Genomic DNA, 19,518 nt, shown 5'->3' with positions numbered 1-19,518 from the left:
CAAAATTCCTTATCGTTAAGCGCGGGGACGAAAACTTCTGAGCAGGTCATCAAACATACTGCTGTCCCTTTCGGTAAGCTTTTCTGCTGACGACATGGTGAAAACAAGAATATGCGCACCCTGCGTATTGAAAACGGCCTGCTGTTGCCAGACGCGCTTACCGTCGCGCAGAAAAGAGGCGTGCACACTTTCACCCTGTAAAAGATTATCGCCCAGCATCACGGCGCTGCGTTCGCCCTGCTTCCACCCTTTCAGGTACTTTTGCATCAGAGCCAGCTGGCGATCTGTGTAAGCCGTCAGGTTTTCGCCCTGGTCGAGCGTGTCGCGGGCGATATTGAAGGAGGGCACCTGAGTGTCCCGGAAGGTAAAGACATTGACCGTACGGTCCAGATAGCCTTCAGGAAGCCTGACCTGCCCCTCACTGAAGTGTGCAATTTCATGTTGATCTGACATTAAGCGGATCCCACCACATGTTTCAGAAGTCTGACTGTTGTATCCCCTGGATCCCGAACTTTCTCCTCAAAAGAAAGTGCCCATGAGAATGAGCCAGAATGTTCGACAGAGCGTTTACTGTCCTTCGATATAATGAATTCATTCTATCTTTTCTGCACTGGCTGGCAATCTCTGCATCTGAGGAGCGCGAGCAGTGCGCAGCGTGACTCTGAATGTGCCGCAGGCACATTGACTTGCTCCCGGTTGAGTATTACATGCCAGTGTTAGTCCTACATCCCTGCGGTTATGGCAAATGCGAACTTCCGCTCCTCGCTCGTAGCAGACATGATGGTCACGCATCTTGTCCTCTGCGTGCCAGAAGCGGATGTTTCTAACATTTACATTCACTAATCCATCTAGAACTACATTCACAGCATAGTTTGCAAACAAGCCGGGATAATCAGGCGCGTTTCGATATACAGACAGGAAAAGATACTGTAAACAGGCTTGAGGCCGCGAAACGAGATGAGGTCCTATCAAGTGGTGCAGGAAAGGATTGTTATGTTAAAAATGGGATGCGTGGTAGCCGCAGGATATTTCGTCATCACTCACCCCCCCCCGGGAGGAGCCTTTTCACCGGAGATAATGTCATTGCAGAAACTTAATATCGTGCCTCGCCTGCTGCCGGACGTCCGCGCAGGCAGGAAGCTTCATACCATCCGCTGGCGGGAACAGGAAATTGTGCCGGGCCCTATGCTTTACGAAAATGCTCAGGATGCCTCTGACACGGTCATGGTATGTGTCACGCACGTTGAAAAAATGCCACTTTCTGTCGTTGCGGCCAGGCTTAATAAAAGTGCGGAATGGCCGGATGCCGAAATGCTGGAAGGGATGCGTGAGCACTATCCGTCCATAAAGATGGATTCCGAGGTTGTAGTCATCCACCATTTACCGCCTGATGCGTGAGTTCGTGGCCGGGTTGTTATGTCTAATGTAGAATAACATCACTATCGCCATGATTTGACATCCGCTTTTCGCTCACAACGGACCATTCAATTCTTCAAAGCTGAAGAATTGAAAAGCACGAAACTAACTAACACTTATCACCACTCAGATCGTTATTAGATAGCACCACCACAGGTTTGCCACGGAGATCGGGTCTGAAAACGGTCTCGCATGAAGCATAAAATGAGTTAACGTCGACAAGGGCGAACACTGTCAAGCATCTCTAAACTTGAATGAATGGACAAGATGGCGTACCACACCGAAGACTACTGTTTCAATATCGTCATTCAGCGGTATAGCTGAATACGCGGGATTAGCAGGCACCAGGGCCGGCGCTGGCAGTAGTTGTAGCCTCTTACAGGTAAATTCTCCATCTACAGCTGCGATGACAATGTCACCGTGCCTTGCCTCACGAATACACTCCACAATTAGTAAATCACCGTCTTTAATCCCGGCATTAAGCATCGAATCCCCCTCTGCTCGCACCAGATAGGTACTTTCCGGATAGCGGATGCAAAGGTCATCAAGGGAAAGTCGTTTTCGACATAATCCTGTGCGGGAGAAGGGAAACCACAGGAAACTCCATCGCCAAACAGTGGAACGCATGCCAATGAACGGTCACCACCAGTAAGTTTGGCGAAAGCCAACATCATCAAAACCGGTGCGCTAGCATCATTTTTAATGGGAGGGATATCTCTCTCAGCAAGTTGCTCTATAGAGTCTGCCATTTTAGTTCCAACAAAAAATACTGTTCATGCATACAGTATGGTGGTGGTAATTCAGGGATTACAAGCCCTGGCTGGATAGGATGAAGCAACCTGATGAGTTTTAATGAATTAAACAGTTCTCTCATGCTATGTGCGGGGATGTTCGTAATTGTGCAAAAATTCCGCTATAGTCCTTCTAAAACTCACCTTTTTTTGGAGGGAGCGATGTATCATTCACAAGATAAACGTGCCTGGAATCGTGGCGTCCGTCTTGCGGGTATATGGAAACGAGTGACAGCTAATTTATTGAAATGGGATAAAAAGTGCGTTGTATGGGCTAAGGCTCATAGGCTTAAGAGCTGGATGGGTCACATCCCACTGCTTCTCACTATTATTTGCTCGTTAGCTGCACTTATAGCGGGTGGACTCATAGTAAGTGGCAGTGCGGTTTTGTTATGGTCTTTAATTGCTCTCGTAAAGCATAGTGGATCTAGCTCCGAAAATTCATCAAAAAATATTTTCAATGAAAACAATAACAAAAATAACTTTCATGACGAATTTGTAATGAATAGCGCCATCAATAATGAATATGATGGCGCCCCTTACAAATCTCCAAGTGAAGATTAGGGATAAATGTACTGGTAAAACTACAATTTGGTTGCTTTACTGGCGACTGCATTGCCAGCGGCTTCTCCGAGTTTACCTCCTGTATTTTGAGCAGTTTCAGTACCTTTTTGAAAGGCAGCACTTACAGCAACACCCACGTTAACCCCTGCCCACGAAAGCGCCCCCAGCCATACAGCAGGCAGTACCAGAAACATAGTGCCCATCACCAGATTCATAATCAGGTCATCGGTACTGTTCTGCAGTCCCGCCATATTAAAGCGGCTGTGAGTATCTGAACTGTACAATGCGGTCAGTAACCAGCTGTCGAGCCAGCGCGCCAGTTCCCACCAGAACGTCAGGAAGTTCAGGGCGAATATCACAAAGGTCAGCGTAATAACGGTTTTGAACTCATAGGCCGCAAACGCCAGGATAAGCGGTAACATGACGTAGACTGCCATCAGCAGGATGGCCTGCACCATCGGCAGCGCCTGCCGCATCGCATCGAACGCCGGGAATGCGGCCAGACTGCCCAGAGAGGCCCCGGCAACAGACGCCACACGCGCCGCAGCATTATCAAGGGTAAAATCGGCGTTGCCGCCATAGCCGGCATACACGCGCCCGGTCTGTGAGACTGTCAGGCTTTCCGGGCTGACCAACCGACGAATGACGGCCTCCCGATAGTCACTGTCATTAAAGCCTGACATTTTCATGGCGGCCGAGATACGAAGCCACATATCGGGGTCGGCCTGGTCCTTCACGCGGGCTTTCAGACCGGTATCCGCACTGCTCCACCACTCGCTGCAGGTGGGATAGCCTCCTCTCCCGGTATTGGGCCGGCCGCTGTCCCGGCTGTCGGCCCATGGGAACGCAGCCCGGGGTAGTTTCGACTGCAGCGACGGATAGTAACGGCTCAGGAAGGTACTGCTGCCGATCCATTCGATATCACGCAGCGTGGTTTTGTCCTTTGTCTGCCCCTGGTCCTGCTGCTTCCACAGATAGAGCGCGACGGAGTAACAGTCGTTGGTGAAGTCCTGCAGCTCCTGCGCCAGCGCTTTGTTATCGATACGCGTGTGCTGCACCTCAAAGCGGATTTGCCGCATGTCCGGCCGGCAGGGAATGGTCGCCACGGCCGCCTGGGTAACCCCTTTGGAGAGTTTATGAATCAGCACCCACCACACCGGGGCCGCAGCCGTCTGGTCGTTGAGACTGGAGACCACGCCGGCATAACCGCTTTCATCCGGCGCTTTTGGCGTCCAGACGCCACAGGTTTTGGCCCGGGTCGTGTCGTACTGCATTGTGCTGAGGCTGACGTTAATCAGCGGCACACAGCAGGCGAGCATCACCAGGAACCCGGCATACAGCGCGTTTTCAATACGGGGCAGCGACAGCATCCCCTTGTTGCCTTCATCCTCTCCTTCTTCGCGGACCTTCAGCCAGATACCCACCACCTTAAATGCCAGCGGCAGAACAAAAAGGCCGGTGCCCAGCAGAACGTTCCACAGACCGTTATTGATCACCCAGCCGAGCAGCGTGAGAAAATACTCAAGATAGCTGTTTGTTGTCATCGTCAGGCTCCCGGAGCGGTAAACATCGCGTACTCACACACCGCGATAAAAAGCACACTGGCCACGCTGATGCGCAGCAGCGGCCGCCGGTATTCTTCCCGGAAACCCGGCGCATATCGGATTTTCCAGAGGCCCCACGCAACCAGCGCATACAGCGCCAGCCGCCATATCAGCCAGCCGTAACGCGTCGACTGCATCCAGTGCCGGAATGCAGCAGCCTCCCCCGGGTGTTTCATGGCGGTGTCGGCCACCATCAGCGAAACCACCATGAACAGCGCCATGCAGGCCAGAAAGATGCCGGCACGGGTCAGGACTTTCCTGACAGTCATTTTATTGTGCATACCTGTTCCCTCATTCGGCCTGTTTCGGCGTGGCCATCTGATTGAAGCGGCTGTCGGTATTGTCATCTGCCTGGGTCTGCGGGTTGGTTTCAACACGCTGGTTTTCGCGCTCGATAATGGTCAGCACCGAGTTGCGGGACAGCTCGCGTTTCATTTCCATCTCGGTTTTGAGCGCCGCGATTTCACGGTCTAGTGCCTCAATGCGCTCACCGGCAGCTCCGATTGCCTTTGGCTGAGCGGCGGCATTGGGCTCTGACATACCGGTGACCATCATGCGGCGCATCAGCAGGGCCGTTTCCACCGTGTCGGACATCGCCAGCTCGCCGGCAAGGCGGGCGGTCAGGGCCGCATTATCCGGATCACGCTGCAGGGCTTTAATCACGCCGGCCGTCACCGGCAGCCCGCCGGTCTTCAGCTTCGCCAGATTCTCCGCCGTGGGCTTCTCCGTACCGTTGACCAGTTTCACCAGCTGCTCCGCGTTGGCTTTGGTTGCGTCTTCCAGCAGGGGCGCAAAGCCGGTGCCGGCAACGGTCGTCCCGGGCTGGTTCCCGGCATCACCACTGGTGCATTCGCTGGCGTTGGCGCAGGTGCGCATGGATTTGTCGCCCAGCACCTTCACCGTCATGGCTGCCGCCTCTTCCGCGCTGCCGAATTTAGAGCACGCGCCGCCGTTACAACTGCTGCTGCCCACCGTTGAGTTAGCCGTGACCGGCAGACCGTTCATCATGTTGTAGCCGGCAGCGATCAGGTCATGGGTGACACGGATGGCAGGCTGGCCCGCGCCGCCGCGTTTCTCTCCCCCGATCCAGTTGCTGCCCGACGCGCCGGTGGCATTCCTGCCTGCATCATCGGCCCGGACCGCATCAGCGTCACCGCTGTTCACGATGGACTTGTACTCATCCATCATGGCCTGCTGCGTCCAGTTACTGCTGTCGCTGAAATCCATCATCTTTTTCGCCATGTTCTGGCAGTTGAGCTGCGCCTTGTCGAATGACACATTGGCCTGAAGAACCCCGTTGGTGAGCATGTCATACAGACCGGGGTTGGCCCGCTGAATGACCATCGCCGGCAGACTGGCCACGGCACCGGTGGCCCCCTGAATCACGTCGCCCATCAGGTTTTTAAAGCCGGATGTGACGCCGTTGAGCTGGTTGCCGACGGTGGTTTTCAGGTCAAAATTGCCGCACATCATGTCACTGCTCCAGCCGGTGTTCAGCCCCAGCTTCTGCATATTGCCCCGCGTGGCCGGCTGGGAAATGACCGACCCACCGCCGAGGGTGTAGAACAGCTTGTCCGACACCGCCCCATCCACGGACTTGCCGTAACCGATGGCGCTGTTGTTCACCTGCGGCAGGGACATGCCGAGGATGGTATTGTCATCGTCGGCCGCATGAGCCGCCGGAAGGACCGTCAGCAGGGAGCCGGTCAGCAGCAGGCTTACGCGAACGGCTGAAAATGAAGGTGATTTTTTCACGGTTTTCCTCATCAGATATCAGTGCTGCCCAGAAATTTCTGCCCGCGCTTTTTGCAGCAGCTGTAGGGCTGCCAGAGCGCAAAGGCTTCGTTGTTATCGCTCGCGGCGGTGTGGCTCCCGTCCGGGAAAACGGCACAGGACTGTGTCATGTGGGGGGCCAGCCGCTGCCATTTGTGATTGCGTGTGCCGGTATTTTCCGTGGCCTCGCCCGGTGGCCAGTACCCGTCATGGCGGTCGCCTTTAAGCACCTGATACACGTGCGGCTGCCCGGCGCGGGTGATAATGTCTGCCACGCGCTGCGCCACCACGGCAGAGGCTTTGTCATCATCGGTCTGGCTGACAAACCCCGAACGGGGATAGACGTTGCCCCACATATTCGCTGCGGCCTGACTGCCAATTTCCCGCTGACCGGGCACAAGCGCTTCCGGATAGAGCGACTCCGGCACGCCCGTGCGCCAGGCCGCCGAATCCAGCGTACTCAGGAAGTAAGGCATTAACGGCGTGGCGGCGGTATCACAGGAATAGCCCGGAATACTGCCGCCAATGAGGGAGGTGGCCGGGTGGCCAATCGCATCGGCATACTTGAAACGAACAGCGGACTTGCGCTGACCGGGATTTTTCATGTCGGCCGGATTAGCTCCTCCGGCAGAAACACCGGAAAGCCCGCGGGTCACCGCATTCTCCAGCCCACCGGCACTCTGGCTGACAAACGCCATTTCCTGCCACGGGTTGCCACCCGGCGCGACATAGGTCGAAACGACTGTCTGGGGGATGAAGTGGGTGACCTTGACCGACGTGCGCACTTTGCAGCCAAAGGGGGTGCAGAACAGCCAGTAACAGATGCCGCTCACACGCCAGCTGATACAGTTTTGCGACACGGCACTGGCAATAATCTGCGCAGTATTGAGCGCCGCTACAGCGGCCGGCGCGGTTGCCGTACCCAGCACAGTCGCAACACCCAGCGAGCACAGCGTGGTTCTGAGGCGGGAAGGTTTTGTCATCACTGACCACCTCCCCGGTTACGCAGGGACGTGGCCACGGCCACATCCGTAGTGCCGTACACCACATCGCGGTCATCAAACACCACCGCCGGCACTTTTTTAATGCCCAGTTCCCAGGCCCGGACCACCTGCCGATAGGAATCATTCAGCAGCTGCTGTTTTTGTTGCCAGGCAGGAGACGCCATAACCTGCCTGACCTGTGCCTCAGCCTGCTGCGGGTCTGCAGGCAGTTCCCCGAACATGTCGGCCTGCAGCTGGTCAGGACCATCGAGAAGCACCACCGGCACACCCGGTGGCAGATTTGTCGGCAAATGATGGCTGTCAGTGAAGACAACCGTGCCGGCCAGTACGGATGCCGGCAGCAGAGCCGGCAGGAAAACAAGAGGGGTCAGTTTCATGAATCGGGACTCCGTCAGACTGAATCGTCTGTCAGCGTGCCCGCGGCCGTTCATAAAAGCCGCAATAAACTCATTTTCAGAACTAAAAAATTAATCTGCAAGTTTAGAATTTTCCTTTCCCACTGCTTTAACTGTTCTGACTGACCGCTGCGTGCGCAAGCCGTGTGAAAACTGTTTTGGTGGCTTAATCTGAGAAAAACGGGGCTGAAAACTACGCTCATACGTAAAATTTGGCTCAGCTAAACAGTCGAGTAATTACAGATTTTGCGTAGGTGCGCGAACTTCAGTTTTGGGTCAGGGCCCATAGCGCAGTCGGACTGACGGCTCGGTCTGAGGAGGATCCGGGGGCGGACTAAACCGGGCAGTGGCTGAAGTTTTGATGATCAGCAGCAGGCACTTTGGAATGCCCCCGCTTCCGCAGACAGTATCTGTCCTCACGGTGAGGCCTTTTCGAAGGCCTCCGGACTGACGCCTTCCAGGTGACTGTTAAACCCATGGCGATTCATCCTTTTTGACTTACGCAGCATACACCAGATGGCTGATGCAGAGTTCATGGCAGGGATAACATGTTTAACCTGATAGAGGATCGTAATCCCGGTGAAGTAATAACCATCAAATCATTTATGAAATGTCCACGCCTCGTGCGGGATGAAAATAAAGTTTAATACTAACTAACGGCAAAAGCCGCCTGGAACGGTGTTTTTTTGTTCGAAAAAAGGGAATTATCATCCTAGACCAGAGGCCGGGCGCACCTGCCGGTCGGATCCGTAGAAATAAAGTTTTATACTTAGCGATTAGAAAGCCTTAAAGGCATATTGGTGCGCCAACACTTGGAACTACTTAACCTGCTGTTATGGCGCAGTCAAGCTCCTGGCTACCGACAATGTTAAACGTTTTCATACCGCCCCTAAATGTAAAATCAACCATCGCTAAATCTGTTAGGAAGAAGCCCTTGAATCAATCACACAAAGGCTGCTGTAACCCCAGCAGCCATGTTTGTGGCAAATAATCTGAGAGCTCCCGCCCTAGAAATCAGGCGGCTCTCAATCTGAATGCCCACGATTTGCACGGCATCCACTACAGCCTTTTCAAAGACAGTGCACGTCCCTACGGGCTGCGGGGCATCGCTTGGTTGTGCAGGATAGGCTAGTGCCACTAGGTTGCATCCAGTAGCCTTGGAGAAGGCCAGGGCTTCGTAGATGTCAGCTTCACTGATGCGAAGCTGTCCCTTCTCCACGTGGCCCTTGTACTTGGCATCCAGCAGCATCCTGGGCCTTGTTCCATCGAGCTCAATTACACAGTCTGGGTACACTGAAAGCTTGCTCACAGCGCCGGTAATCATCCTGATCTTAGTGCCTAAGGGATAGCCCTGTTGGGGCACTACAGCACTGCGACCAAAGCCCAATCGTGCGGCCACCGTTAACAGATCTTCCCACACGCGCCAGGTATTCACTAAGTAACCAGGTGCATGGGCCTGTCCCTGCTTGTAGTTAAGCCCCAGGCCTCCGAGCACATCGATAGACAGCTCATGCAGTGGCTTCCACGCTCGGTGCCGTGCAGGAATGGGGTTTCGACGGTTAGCAGCAACGTTCTGAGGCGAAAGGTCTTCAATCAAACGCACCAGCGAACTTGCAGCTGAAGGGTCACTTACTTCAGGGAGTAACTCCCTGGCCGCTGCCACGATATCCCCGTTCCAACCGTTCTTGCGATCAAAGCGAATGAGCTCTTGCTCAAAGCCATCAGGTGAAGGAAAGATGAGATCCACCGGATCAGGATCCCCATCGATGAAGAAGTCTGCTTCACGCACACTACGATAGCTGCGCAGTGGCCGACGTTTACGGGCCTCGTACATGCTCGTGATGGAACGAGCTACCAGCGTAGACAAATCCCTTGGGGTACCACCTGATGCCGATAAGCGTTCGGAAGCCAAGAGGCGCCCATGACGTGAAAGCGTGGAGAGGAAAAAGAAATCTTCGCGCCACGCTGCATCTGTGTCGTCAAGTCCCAAAAACTTGGGAGCAACTTCCAGTTCCAGTGAAGGTGCCAGGCGAATGAGGCCCGCAAAATCGATGGCACGTGTGCCCTTGGCATCCACACTGATAGGGTTGTAGCTAAGCCTCAAGCTCGACGCAGCCCGGTTCCCAGCCTCCAATAAAAGGCTGTTGGCCTTCGTGCGATCCACCCCAATCGCTTCAGCAATCGCACGGCTCAGGTCAACGGGTGTACCGTACTCAACTAGGGACAGCCGTGTTCGGGGGTTCACCACGTGCTACCCCCTCGGATTGGCAAATGCCCTGAGAGCCGCGTAGATATTGTTCTCAGCAAAATTCGTGGGCCCTTCAAAACGAAAGCGTAAATCATCCGCAAAAGTTGTCTCGGTGAGCTTGAACGGATTAAAGGCTGGCCCATCGAGCGCATTAAGAGCCGCTGCAATTCCTCGTGTGTCCCCGAAGAATACCTCTTCTACGTGTGCCCGCACCTTCGCCCACCCTACACAGAGCGTGCCCAAAGCTTCATTAAGGCCCAATGTTTGCGGCTTCACATCCGACATCAGTACACCATGCCCGATCTGAAACTCGGGACCACGGCCCAGAGCAATTTGCGCGTTTACAGCAATCCAGGCACTCACCGAAGCCTCCAAGGCATCGTTCACGCTGGCAGGTACATCAGGTAATGCATTGACACCCTTGGCACTCAAACCGTAAAACGTCCGCAAAGCCGCTTCATCGGGCTCTAGGCGCATAGGTTCCCAACGACGCAAGAACGCGACATCCAAGGGCTCTACAGACGCATCGGCCTGATTCATCGCAGCCAAGATATAGAGGTCATGGGGCAGTGCGTATTCGATCACATCACCAGAGAAGGGATCGAGCATTTCAAAGAACTGCGTTTCAGCAAGTTTGGCCCCATCAGAGGCCAAGCGTTTATCGGACTCAATGGCCACAATGGCACCACCGAACACCTGCACCGCAGGACCTCGGTTGATCTCATCAATGATCAACAGTGCAGCCCCATTGGCACCCTTCGCATGCTCACTGGCACGGTACAGAGTCCCCTTCACGATGGTGAAGTCTGGGTCTCCTGCTGTCTTGTTGACCGCAGGCGTGATGCCCGATAAGAAATCGCGGTACTTGGAGTTTTGGTGGAAGACCGTCCGAAAGACTTTTCGGTCCATCCTGGTGGGTGCAGGAATGTCTTTAACAGCCCCAGCAGCAGGGGGAATAGGAATGCCGCCCATGGGATTGAGCTGCGGCGGGCCACCTGCAGGAGCAAGACCAAAGGCTGTTTCAAAGGCCAAAGCAACTTCGGCCAAGAGCTTGGACTTGCCCGTGCCAGGTGCACCAGACACCAGCACGTTGCGCGAACGTGCGAGTAGCTTTAACACCTGTTTGCAGTTTTCACTTACCATTACAGAACCTACGCATGTTCGTGAAGTCGATATAGCCAATTACGGCTCGATTAGCAGCCCGCTGTGCATCCAAACAACTCAATAGCTCTTGAGCAACTGAAGGATCCCAAACGCCTTTAACACGAAGAGTTGCTTCTTCCGCGAAGTGCGGCCAAACCGACTGGTCATGAAGCTGAATCAGAAGCAACAAAACGCGATTCCCAATTCCCCCTGATGGCATTCGGTCCGAATCAAAACATGAAAATTTCGGCACCTGAGAAATCCATCCCTCTCTCGGCCGAGACTTTGTGGGTGACATAAACTCAGCTGCTCTTGATACAACCTGTGTTGAGTCCGGCTCGTTCCAAAAGAAGGTGCCTTGATGTACTGCCTTTCCACCCCGGAGAATTTTATTGGGAAATATCAACTCAACAGCTGGCAACACCGCCTCGTAGGGAAATCGAAAGTCTCTTGCCCCCCCTCCAGAATCAGAGTCATTAGACTCCGCATCAGCTTTCCGTCGATCTCCCTCAACAATCTCCTTGTACAGAATTCGAGCAACCTGTCCCGCTCCATTAGCCATGAATTTTGGATCCTTCTTCTATTTCTTCGCCCCCTAGGGAGAGCTCAGAGGGCACATAAGCAATCGCCCCCAGCGCGTGTGCCTGCATCGCACGGTGCGACCAAACTGTAGGCAGACTTCCTGTGCGTTTTGCCATTACAGCCAAAACATTATCTCGGGTAATTGTGGACTTGGCCTCACCTGGCAAGCCCACTTGGCCCCGATCCAAAAGCGGGAAGTCTTGGAGCACTAACTCCATGTCCTTTAAATCGAGCCCATAGGCCACGGCCACTTCCGCATCAATCTCCCCACGAAGCTGCGCCATGCGCTCGTAGGTTTCACGAGTAGCCCCCGCACTGTCAAGTGTGCGCAATTCGCGTGCAGCACTCACCAGCCTCTTCCATGGCAAACCATCTTTGGCGAGTTTTGGCATGGGCACGCTTTGCAGCAGGAAGTAATTCACCGTCGTAGTGAGCACACGCCGAAGCATCCAGTCAAAGGCAAAACTATTAGCGATGGACACCCACACCAGCAGCCGTTCTTCCGATGGGTCCTCAGGAAAAAGGATCGTGGGCACCTTATTGCCACAGACCACCCCAGCAGGAATTAACGAGGCCATGAGCGAACGCTCATTGGTCTGACCCGCAATGTCGCAAAAGCCCACACGCAGCACGTCCGCACGGTGCTGGTTAGCACTGGGCATGTCGGAGGGGCGAATCCAAAACTGGGGGGCAAGGCGTGAGTTTCCGATGGCATAAGCCTCCCACAACGCACGGCGACCAGTGCCTGACACGTGCCCTTTTACACCAAAGCGATGCGCCTGCACCATTCGACCTTCCACCAGTGGCAAAGCGCCAGGCGTGGCACGCCCCAGGAACTTAGGACGCTCCTTGGTCATATCAACTTCACGGCAAAACTTCGGGGTCCAGCCATAACCAGGCTCTTCCCACGAAACACCTGCTTCTCCGATCTTTGAGAAGAGCTTCCACTCAGACACGTTACGAACCTCGGGCAGGCTCAAATCTCCCCGAACACCCGCAAGTGCTGCACGCCCAATAGTGGCAGTTCCCGTAATCTCCAATCCCGTAGGGGTGCCCCGCTCATGCATGAGAGTGATGGGCTCACGCTTGCTCTTTTCAGAGCCAGCCTTTGTGAGAGCCACGGCCAGGAACTTAAAGCGTGTGTCGATCGTAAAGAACCGTGCACGGTTATCGATGATAGACATGGACACGCTTTGGCTCGCATCAAAGATTTTCTGCCGCATGGCGCGGGTACCTTGCGAGCGAATGAGCCCACCCGGAATTAGTGCAACCACCACACCCTGCTTTTTGCAAAGTTCAAAAAAGAGGTCCGTGAAAGCAATGTATAGGTCTGGCTCTCCATTACCCAAATCGGGATAGCGAGCCAACAGGCGACGAGAGTAGTTCGCTACCTCATCGCGCTGCTGGGCAAACAGATCCTCATCAAGCCCATGAATTTGGGCCCCGTAGTGGCGCTTGGTGCCTGAGGACTTCAAGAATTCGTGCCGAGAGAGCTTGACCTTTTCCCATGGTGGGTTGCCGATCACCGCATCAAACCCCTCAGGGACCATGGCAGTCCAAACCTTGCGATCTGCCATCAAGCTATCGCCACAGTACCAACGGGCACGCATAGCCTTAAGAGCCGATACATCATCAGTGAACGAAGCAAGCGCAAGCAGTGCCGCACGCAAAGAGTTGCCAGAAAGATCCGCTGCACACACACCGTGAGCCAACCAATGCGCCGTCTTGGCTCTATCCATACCACACACTGCGTGAGTCAGCGCTGCTAGCAAAATTCCTGCGCCGCAGGCAGGATCAATCACCTTGCTCTTGTGTGAGAGCTTGGGGGCTGCGAGCTTCGCCAGTCGTGTAGCCAGGCGAAAATCCGTATGGTAGGCTCCCGTGCTTTTTCGATCCTGCTCATGCAAGACCTCACGCGCCAAGACACTCAGTGCCAAAGCAGGGTGAATAGGTGAACGCTCGATGGCACTTGCTACAGGTACCGCAAGCTCCAAAAGCTCTGATGCTGCGCGCTTGCTCTTGACTCCAAAAGCCTCATGAAACGCCTTTAGGTCAAACCCGCCAAAACGCGCTGACGCTGCCTCCAAAACTTGAAGCCGAAGCTCAAAGCTGGTTAGGCTATAGTCCCATCCCACAGCCTGAGTGAGTGCCGCTTCTGCTGGGGCTAGGTACTCTGATTCAACAGGCCGAGGAGCACTCATGCATAGCTCCTCACGAGAACGGGTTTGATGACTTTAACTGTTTTTGACTGGGCTTGGGGAAGCTGTGCCATAGACCGTTTCACGACCACCAAAAACTCATTCACATCGGACGCCGAGCTACTGGCTGCCTTGTTTGGCCGGTATCGACCAATGGCGCCCAAAGGGTACATTGTGGACGAGCCGATCTTAGAAAGCTCAGCCTTCATGTCCTGCATGCAGATGTGCCCTTCACTACTGTACGAGAGCAGTACCCTTTGAGCCTTCAAGCCATGCACCAGACGCGAGAGTGTTTTAAGAGCACGACTCTTGTAGCAAAAGTCAGAAGCCAAGGCCTTCCATGGACGAAGTCCCGCGACCCCCTCCACCACAGGCTCATCGCCAAGAGCCACCGTTTCAAGGATGTGGTAATAGCTCGCGTATTGACGCTTGGTGTATGGGGGGTCCAGATACACAAGGTCGTGTGCAACATTCGGAACGTCGAACACATCACCCACGGTAGCCTCAACGCATACGCCAGTTTCTTTGAGATCACGGCAGCGCATGGCAATCTTGTTTTGAGATTGGCTTGTCCATTTGGAGAGGAAGCAGCCAAAAGTGCCCGCAATGTTGGCAACGCGGTTCAGTGCACTAAAGAGATCGGCAATCAATAGCCTCTCCTCAATTTCGTCAATATATCCGGCACCTTTCCACTCAGCAATCAAGCAGCGCATAGCGTCTATCTGAGCTGCATTTTCTTCGGTGAAGTACCTACGCTCAATTCCACACGTATCGATCGAAGCGGGGCTATAAGTGCGCCACATAAAATCATGCAATGGCTTAACTGCGTTTAGCTTGCTAACAGCACCAGAGTACCCACCAAGTTTTTTGAAGGTCACCTGATCATGGCTGATAAGACGTGCTCCAGCAGAGATAACAGCTGAGTGCAAGCTATCATTAATCCGCACATTCCAACCATGCTCCGCAGCAGCCTCAGCTACAGCTCCAGTTCCACAAAAAGCATCAACAAAAAACGCGCCCTCTCTAGGCGGCCCAATGTGGGATGCTATCTTGTCGATGAGTCTAGATTTGGAGCCAATATAGCGAAAAGTCATATAGAAACCCCTACGTTTTTTTTACGGCCAGTTATTGCTCGACCCTGACCAAGTTCTTGGCTGGCTTCTGGGCTTTGCAACACAATGCCTTTGCGGTCGCAATAGTCACAAAGGAGTACCTCAAGCATATTCACCATGCTCCGTTGCTCATGCTCCGCTGCCTCCTTTAAGGCCTGTTTGAACTTTCTGGAAACTCTTAGATTTAAGGTCTCACTTTTGAGGTCAGTGAATCGCATGAAAACGCCCCGCATATGTCTGTGCAATTGCGTTATTGTATATATACACATACTGAATAGATACACTATGACAGCGATTCTTAACCTTACGTACAATGCAGCACTTTTTACTCGCGGACCAGACGGCATCATTCATGGTTTCTCCTACTCCGAAGGCGAGCTATAGGGAAACCTGACTGCTTAGCAATACATTTATCCAATTTTCGACATATATCGAGTCTTAATGTGCCAGCCATAACACAGCCAACGTCCTAGTTGATATCATCAACATAGCGCACGTTGGCTTAGGGTGAAACTCTATTTTCAGGGATGAAACTTTATTTTCATTCCACACCTCGCGCGTTACCGTTTTACTAAAACTCGCCAGACATAAAAAAAACCGGCCCTGGCGGCCGGTATGCAATTTTGTTATTTTTTTTTTGTAATCATGCCCCTGGTGAAGGCAAGTTTTTGTTTTAAACGTCCAGCCCGTTAATCCACAGCATAAGATATACCAGGTCAGCCGAATCTGGCACCGTGATATACCAGCGCGGGTGTGCGTACTCGTCTTCCTGTGGCCAGCTCGTCTGTCCCGTCACGGTGATAAGGATGTTCACCGCCTGCTTCAGCTTTCCCTCAAGATAGATGGCCACGCTGCTGCTGAGCCCCACCCGGTGGGGGTGACAGGTCATTCTGACCGGCCCGGTCAGTCGCTGTCTGAGCATTGCCCGCAGCCTCATAAGGTGCTGATGGGTCGCCGGGAGCACGCCGGGCTCTCCCTGAGGCGACAGGGTGAACAGGGCTGAGCCACTGTGCTCATGAATAGTGGGTTCAGGGTACTTCAGTGTCATCATACCGTGGCAGGCTCCTGTTGTTTCTCCGTCAGACCGCGCAGACGATCCAGATTCAGTGCGACGCGTTTTGCCGCCTCCAGTTCGCTGCAGTTAAACTGATTCATCAGCGCCCGGCGTTCGGCTTTCTCTTCTTTTTCCGTCATGCCCAGTGCCAGGAAGAGACTGGGCGGTACGGCACGAAACAGCGCCTCGATCCGTTTCGCCAGTACCACGCCCTCGGTGTAACACCCCGACAGTTTACTGGCGGACAGCAGCACCGACTCCTGCTCCGGCGTGAGCGCGCGAAACCGGCTGATATCTTTCACCTCTTCCGGGGGCATGGTCAGACAAATCCACCATTCCGCCATGTTCAGCATTTTCTCGGCAATGTCCGGATAATCCTTGAGATTCTGGGTGGCCAGCCACAGCCAGGCCCCGAGCTTACGCCACATCTTGACCACCTTGGTCATGTAGGGCGACAGCAGCGGGTTGACCGTGACGATATGCGCCTCGTCCACCGTGAAGACAATATCCCGGCCCAGAAACTGGTCACGCTCTGCGATGTTGTTAATCATGTTGGTCATCGAGACCATGGTCAGCGCCATCTGCGCCTCATAGCCCTCACGCGCCAGATGCCCCAGGTCAACCAGCGTCACGTCCGCTTCCGGCCACAGCGCCCCTTCGCGGTTGAACAGCTCCGCTTCAAAGCTGCCGGCCTGGGTAAACATGCCCAGCGATTCCGCCATCTCCGCTGCTTTCGCCTTGCGCTGGGCATTACGGACATTGATGACGCCCTCATCATTATCAGAGGCGATGTCATACAGCGCCTGCTGCAGGTCAGACGGCAGCATCTGCCGCCCTTCTTTATACGTGGCATGCGCCGCCATCAGCAGCGCCTCGCGTATCATCGCCCTGTCGGCACGCTTCAGGTCGGCCTCTTCTTTCGGGTCACCGCCGGTGATCATCATGCGCGCGGAGATTTCCATTTCACCGAGAATGTCACGTTTGTCATCCTCGCCCTCGTCGTCCGTGTCGATATCCGGCAGATCGCTCTCATCCACGGCCTGGGTGGCGAGGCCCTCTTCCACCAGTTTATGGGCGTCTGCAAACGGCGGCAGGCTGACGCCGCTCCCGGGTTTGACGCTGATTTTATTCACCGTCAGCCCGAGGCTGTCGAAGAAGTCGGCCAGCAGGCCGAACGAGTTCCCGGCCTCCGCAATAAACAGCCGCGGACGGTGGACGGCCATCAGCTGGGAGAGGGCGGCACACAGCGTGGCCGACTTGCCCGCCCCGGTCGGGCCGAACAGCAGCAGATGCGCATTCTGGGTACGGTCATGCTTGTTGAGCGGATCGAAGGTCAGGATATCCCCGCCGCGGTTGAAAAAGCTGAAGCCGGGATGCCCTGTACCCGTTTCCCGCCCGGTCACCGGCAGGAGACCGGCCAGGTGCTGAACCCAGGTAAGACGGGTGTACCAGTGTTTTTTGTCACTGTCCGGGTTAAAGCACATCGGCAGTGCCCGCAGCCAGCTGTTCAGCGGCCCCTCTTCGAACTCGGGGCGGACCGGCTGCAGGCCCGCCCCGAGCAATACGGTCGACAGCGCCAGCCGCTTGCGCTTCAGGCTGGTCATGTCATCCCCGCGCAGCAGGAAGGTGATCCCCGCCCGGTACAGCTTGTGCCGGTTGCCCAGGTACTCTTTGACGGTCTTCACATCCTGGCGGACGCGGCCCGACTCGGTATTCTCCCCGACCGCGTTTTTCGACAGCCGGTTAAACTGCTCTTCGAGCCGGTCCTGAGGCTGTACCACCACCGTCATGCACACCATGGTCCCTTCCGGAAACATATCCATCAGGGCATTGATTTTCTTTTCACCCCGGCTTTTCTCCCCGGTCAGCGTGCCAGGCTCCGGCGGTGTACGCAGTTTTTCCACCGACACCGCGCAGTGCGGCTTGTTGTCAATCCACCACACGCCGTTTTCCGGGTCTGACACCGGCGGCGTGAACCACAGGGTTTCGGCAAAATCATTGCTGACCGGCACGGTGCCTTCAGGCGTCTCGCGCGGGTCTGCGTAAGCAGCCTGGCGATAAAGCGTGGTTTTATCCACCCAGTCCGGTGACGGATTGAACAGCCGCAGCAGCCAGCCATGCACCTGCAGGCCGTTCTGCCGGCTGCAGCGGATCCCCGCCCCACCCAGGGCATTCACAACCCGGTCGCACACCTGGTTGAGCATCGCCACCGGCGGCATCGGATCCCGGTTTTTTCCCAGCCAGCGATAAATCACCATCCGGGTGCGGCGCTGCTGCCCGCGCCACGGCTGGCCGGTGATCAGTGAGTCGGTGAACAGGCCTTCAGGCCGGGAGATACTGCGGATATGACGCTCCATTTCACCCAGCCAGGCGTCGGTAAACGCCGTGCGCTGCGCATGCGGTCTGACATACCCCCGCAGCCTGTCGAGGTACGCGTCAGTGTCGTCCTCGTCCTGGCAGAAGAACTGCACGACCCAGGGATTCACGTCATGTTCATCAAAGCTGTCCTGAAGCGCATCCTCCACCGAGTCACGGATCTGCTCCAGACGGTCTTCTGTCCGCCCTTCAGTGGCCACCGGCGTCACATCATAAACCGCCCCCACCGACACACCGTCATCGAGCAGGAGACACTGCTCTTCATCGAGAAACTCCGCCCAGGGCAGAAAGTCAATGATGGAGGGACTGACATGATAAATTTTTGCCTCATCCTGGCGGGACATTTTCCCGGGACGCGTCAGGGGCTGACGGCCCTTCACGCCCGTGCTCAGGGTCTCATCGGCCTGAACAGACTGACCGCCATCAGCCAGCGTCTGCCGGTCAGGGGAGGTGGTGCGGGTAAACAGTGAAAACATTACAGGGCCTCCGTGCGCTCGCCAGGCATGGCATACTGCGTCTGGCTGTAGAACGGAAACACGGTGCTGTAACCCGGCACCGGCGTGTTACCGTCGGCCAGATGTGGATACAGATACATCACCATGTCAGGGTTAGGCAGCCGGGGAAACTGTTGCGAAATTTCACTCTCCTGGGTCCGGCTGTAGCTGCGGTCGGCCTGCGCGTCCGCCTGCGTTTCACTGCCCGTCAGCGGACGGCGCAGCGTGTCCCGTGCCGCTGCAGACCGGCGGGCGGTACTGCCGCCCCCGTCCGCGCCGTTCCACAGTTCAAGCATGGTGTTATTGCCCGCCGGCAGCATTTCCTCCTTGGAGGTTGAGCAGCCGCTGAGCACTGAACAGGCCAGAGCCAGAATGAAAACCGTTCTGTACATTACCGGTATCTCCTTTGTGAGGCGGCCGGATCGTAGCCGCTACAGATAAAAACAAATGCACTGACATTCAGCAGGTGCGCCAGCTCCTGCAGGGACATATAAGGGCAGTGAAGCCGGCGCGAAAGTTTCGGGCTGTACCACGACACCGCACAGTCGCAGGCACTGAGCGGCAGGGAAAACCGGCCGGTATCCAGTAAAAGCCGGCCCCGCTGCCAGCGCAGTAAAGGCAGACGGGCAGGCAGCAGCGCCACCGGACGCAGCTGCAGGACGGCCGTCGGTGAGGGCCGCACGTCAATGTGCCAGCCCGCGCCATCGCTGAACGTCCGGCACACGGATGACAAAGGCAGCAGAGTCATGTGTCCCGTCATGACC

17 protein-coding genes and 2 pseudogenes are annotated in these 19,518 nt (G+C 55.2%); 2 read left to right on the top strand and 17 right to left on the bottom strand.

Going from position 1 to position 19,518, the window contains the following annotated elements; genetic code table 11:
* Positions 1-15: 15 nt before the first annotated feature.
* Positions 16-453, bottom strand: a complete 438-nt coding sequence (locus HF650_RS02320; protein ID WP_187801016.1) for a DUF1795 domain-containing protein — start codon at positions 451-453, stop codon at positions 16-18.
* Positions 454-993: 540 nt separating this feature from the next.
* Between HF650_RS02320 and HF650_RS02315 the strand changes: the two genes are divergently transcribed.
* Positions 994-1,398 (top strand): ASCH domain-containing protein, encoded by a 405-nt coding sequence (locus HF650_RS02315; protein ID WP_223284266.1) that lies wholly within the window; start codon positions 994-996, stop codon positions 1,396-1,398.
* A gap of 151 nt (positions 1,399-1,549) precedes the next feature.
* Here HF650_RS02315 and HF650_RS02310 read toward each other — a convergent pair.
* Positions 1,550-1,648: pseudogene (locus tag HF650_RS02310) on the bottom strand (hypothetical protein); the annotation flags it as partial.
* Between the two features lie 2 nt (positions 1,649-1,650).
* Positions 1,651-2,087 (bottom strand): annotated as a pseudogene (umuD, locus tag HF650_RS02305) (translesion error-prone DNA polymerase V autoproteolytic subunit).
* 171 nt (positions 2,088-2,258) lie between these two features.
* Here umuD and HF650_RS02300 point away from each other — a divergent pair.
* Positions 2,259-2,771, top strand: a complete 513-nt coding sequence (locus HF650_RS02300) for a hypothetical protein (RefSeq protein ID WP_187801015.1) — start codon at positions 2,259-2,261, stop codon at positions 2,769-2,771.
* 20 nt (positions 2,772-2,791) lie between these two features.
* Here the strand turns inward: HF650_RS02300 and HF650_RS02295 are convergent, their stop codons facing one another.
* The 14 genes from HF650_RS02295 to HF650_RS02230 all read right to left on the bottom strand — a co-directional run bounded on the left by HF650_RS02295 (position 2,792) and on the right by HF650_RS02230 (position 19,502).
* Positions 2,792-4,315: a conjugal transfer protein TraG N-terminal domain-containing protein gene (locus tag HF650_RS02295; RefSeq protein WP_187801014.1), complete on the bottom strand. Its 1,524-nt coding sequence runs from the start codon at positions 4,313-4,315 to the stop codon at positions 2,792-2,794.
* 2 nt (positions 4,316-4,317) lie between these two features.
* Positions 4,318-4,656: a hypothetical protein gene (locus HF650_RS02290; RefSeq protein ID WP_187801013.1), complete on the bottom strand. Its 339-nt coding sequence runs from the start codon at positions 4,654-4,656 to the stop codon at positions 4,318-4,320.
* 10 nt (positions 4,657-4,666) lie between these two features.
* Positions 4,667-6,142 carry an integrating conjugative element protein gene (locus tag HF650_RS02285; RefSeq protein ID WP_187801012.1) on the bottom strand — a complete coding sequence of 492 codons (1,476 nt, stop codon included), beginning with the start codon at positions 6,140-6,142 and terminating at the stop codon, positions 4,667-4,669.
* Positions 6,142-7,131 carry a TIGR03756 family integrating conjugative element protein gene (locus HF650_RS02280; protein ID WP_187801011.1) on the bottom strand — a complete coding sequence of 330 codons (990 nt, stop codon included), beginning with the start codon at positions 7,129-7,131 and terminating at the stop codon, positions 6,142-6,144. Before HF650_RS02280 ends, HF650_RS02285 begins: the two co-directional genes overlap by 1 nt.
* Positions 7,131-7,529 (bottom strand): TIGR03757 family integrating conjugative element protein, encoded by a 399-nt coding sequence (locus HF650_RS02275; protein ID WP_187801010.1) that lies wholly within the window; start codon positions 7,527-7,529, stop codon positions 7,131-7,133. Before HF650_RS02275 ends, HF650_RS02280 begins: the two co-directional genes overlap by 1 nt.
* A gap of 961 nt (positions 7,530-8,490) precedes the next feature.
* Complete coding sequence (locus tag HF650_RS02270) at positions 8,491-9,795, bottom strand: restriction endonuclease (RefSeq protein ID WP_187801009.1); 1,305 nt, start codon at positions 9,793-9,795, stop codon at positions 8,491-8,493.
* A 3-nt stretch (positions 9,796-9,798) separates the two neighbouring features.
* On the bottom strand, positions 9,799-10,938 hold the full coding sequence (locus HF650_RS02265; RefSeq protein ID WP_187801008.1) for an AAA family ATPase: 1,140 nt from the start codon (positions 10,936-10,938) through the stop codon (positions 9,799-9,801).
* Positions 10,928-11,500, bottom strand: coding sequence for a hypothetical protein (locus HF650_RS02260; protein WP_016808250.1), 573 nt, complete (start codon positions 11,498-11,500; stop codon positions 10,928-10,930). The genes HF650_RS02265 and HF650_RS02260 overlap by 11 nt, the downstream gene beginning before the upstream one ends.
* A complete protein-coding gene (locus tag HF650_RS02255; protein ID WP_187801007.1) occupies positions 11,493-13,721 on the bottom strand; it encodes an N-6 DNA methylase in 2,229 nt (742 codons plus the stop codon). The genes HF650_RS02260 and HF650_RS02255 overlap by 8 nt, the downstream gene beginning before the upstream one ends.
* Complete coding sequence (locus HF650_RS02250; protein ID WP_187801006.1) at positions 13,718-14,812, bottom strand: DNA adenine methylase; 1,095 nt, start codon at positions 14,810-14,812, stop codon at positions 13,718-13,720. Before HF650_RS02250 ends, HF650_RS02255 begins: the two co-directional genes overlap by 4 nt.
* A gap of 691 nt (positions 14,813-15,503) precedes the next feature.
* The gene (locus HF650_RS02245) at positions 15,504-15,881 is read right to left on the bottom strand and encodes an acetyltransferase (RefSeq protein WP_187801005.1); all 378 of its coding nucleotides are present in this window, start codon (positions 15,879-15,881) and stop codon (positions 15,504-15,506) included.
* A complete protein-coding gene (locus HF650_RS02240; protein ID WP_187801004.1) occupies positions 15,878-18,736 on the bottom strand; it encodes a conjugative transfer ATPase in 2,859 nt (952 codons plus the stop codon). The genes HF650_RS02245 and HF650_RS02240 overlap by 4 nt, the downstream gene beginning before the upstream one ends.
* Complete coding sequence (locus tag HF650_RS02235) at positions 18,736-19,146, bottom strand: TIGR03751 family conjugal transfer lipoprotein (RefSeq protein WP_187801003.1); 411 nt, start codon at positions 19,144-19,146, stop codon at positions 18,736-18,738. Before HF650_RS02235 ends, HF650_RS02240 begins: the two co-directional genes overlap by 1 nt.
* Positions 19,146-19,502: a hypothetical protein gene (locus tag HF650_RS02230; RefSeq protein WP_223284265.1), complete on the bottom strand. Its 357-nt coding sequence runs from the start codon at positions 19,500-19,502 to the stop codon at positions 19,146-19,148. The genes HF650_RS02235 and HF650_RS02230 overlap by 1 nt, the downstream gene beginning before the upstream one ends.
* Between the last annotated feature and the right edge of the window lie 16 nt (positions 19,503-19,518).

This window comes from Kosakonia sp. SMBL-WEM22 (assembly GCF_014490785.1).
Taxonomy (GTDB): Bacteria; Pseudomonadota; Gammaproteobacteria; order Enterobacterales; family Enterobacteriaceae; genus Kosakonia.
The sequence above is the reverse complement of the archived record's forward strand: the minus strand, read 5'-3'. Positions and strand labels throughout refer to the sequence as shown.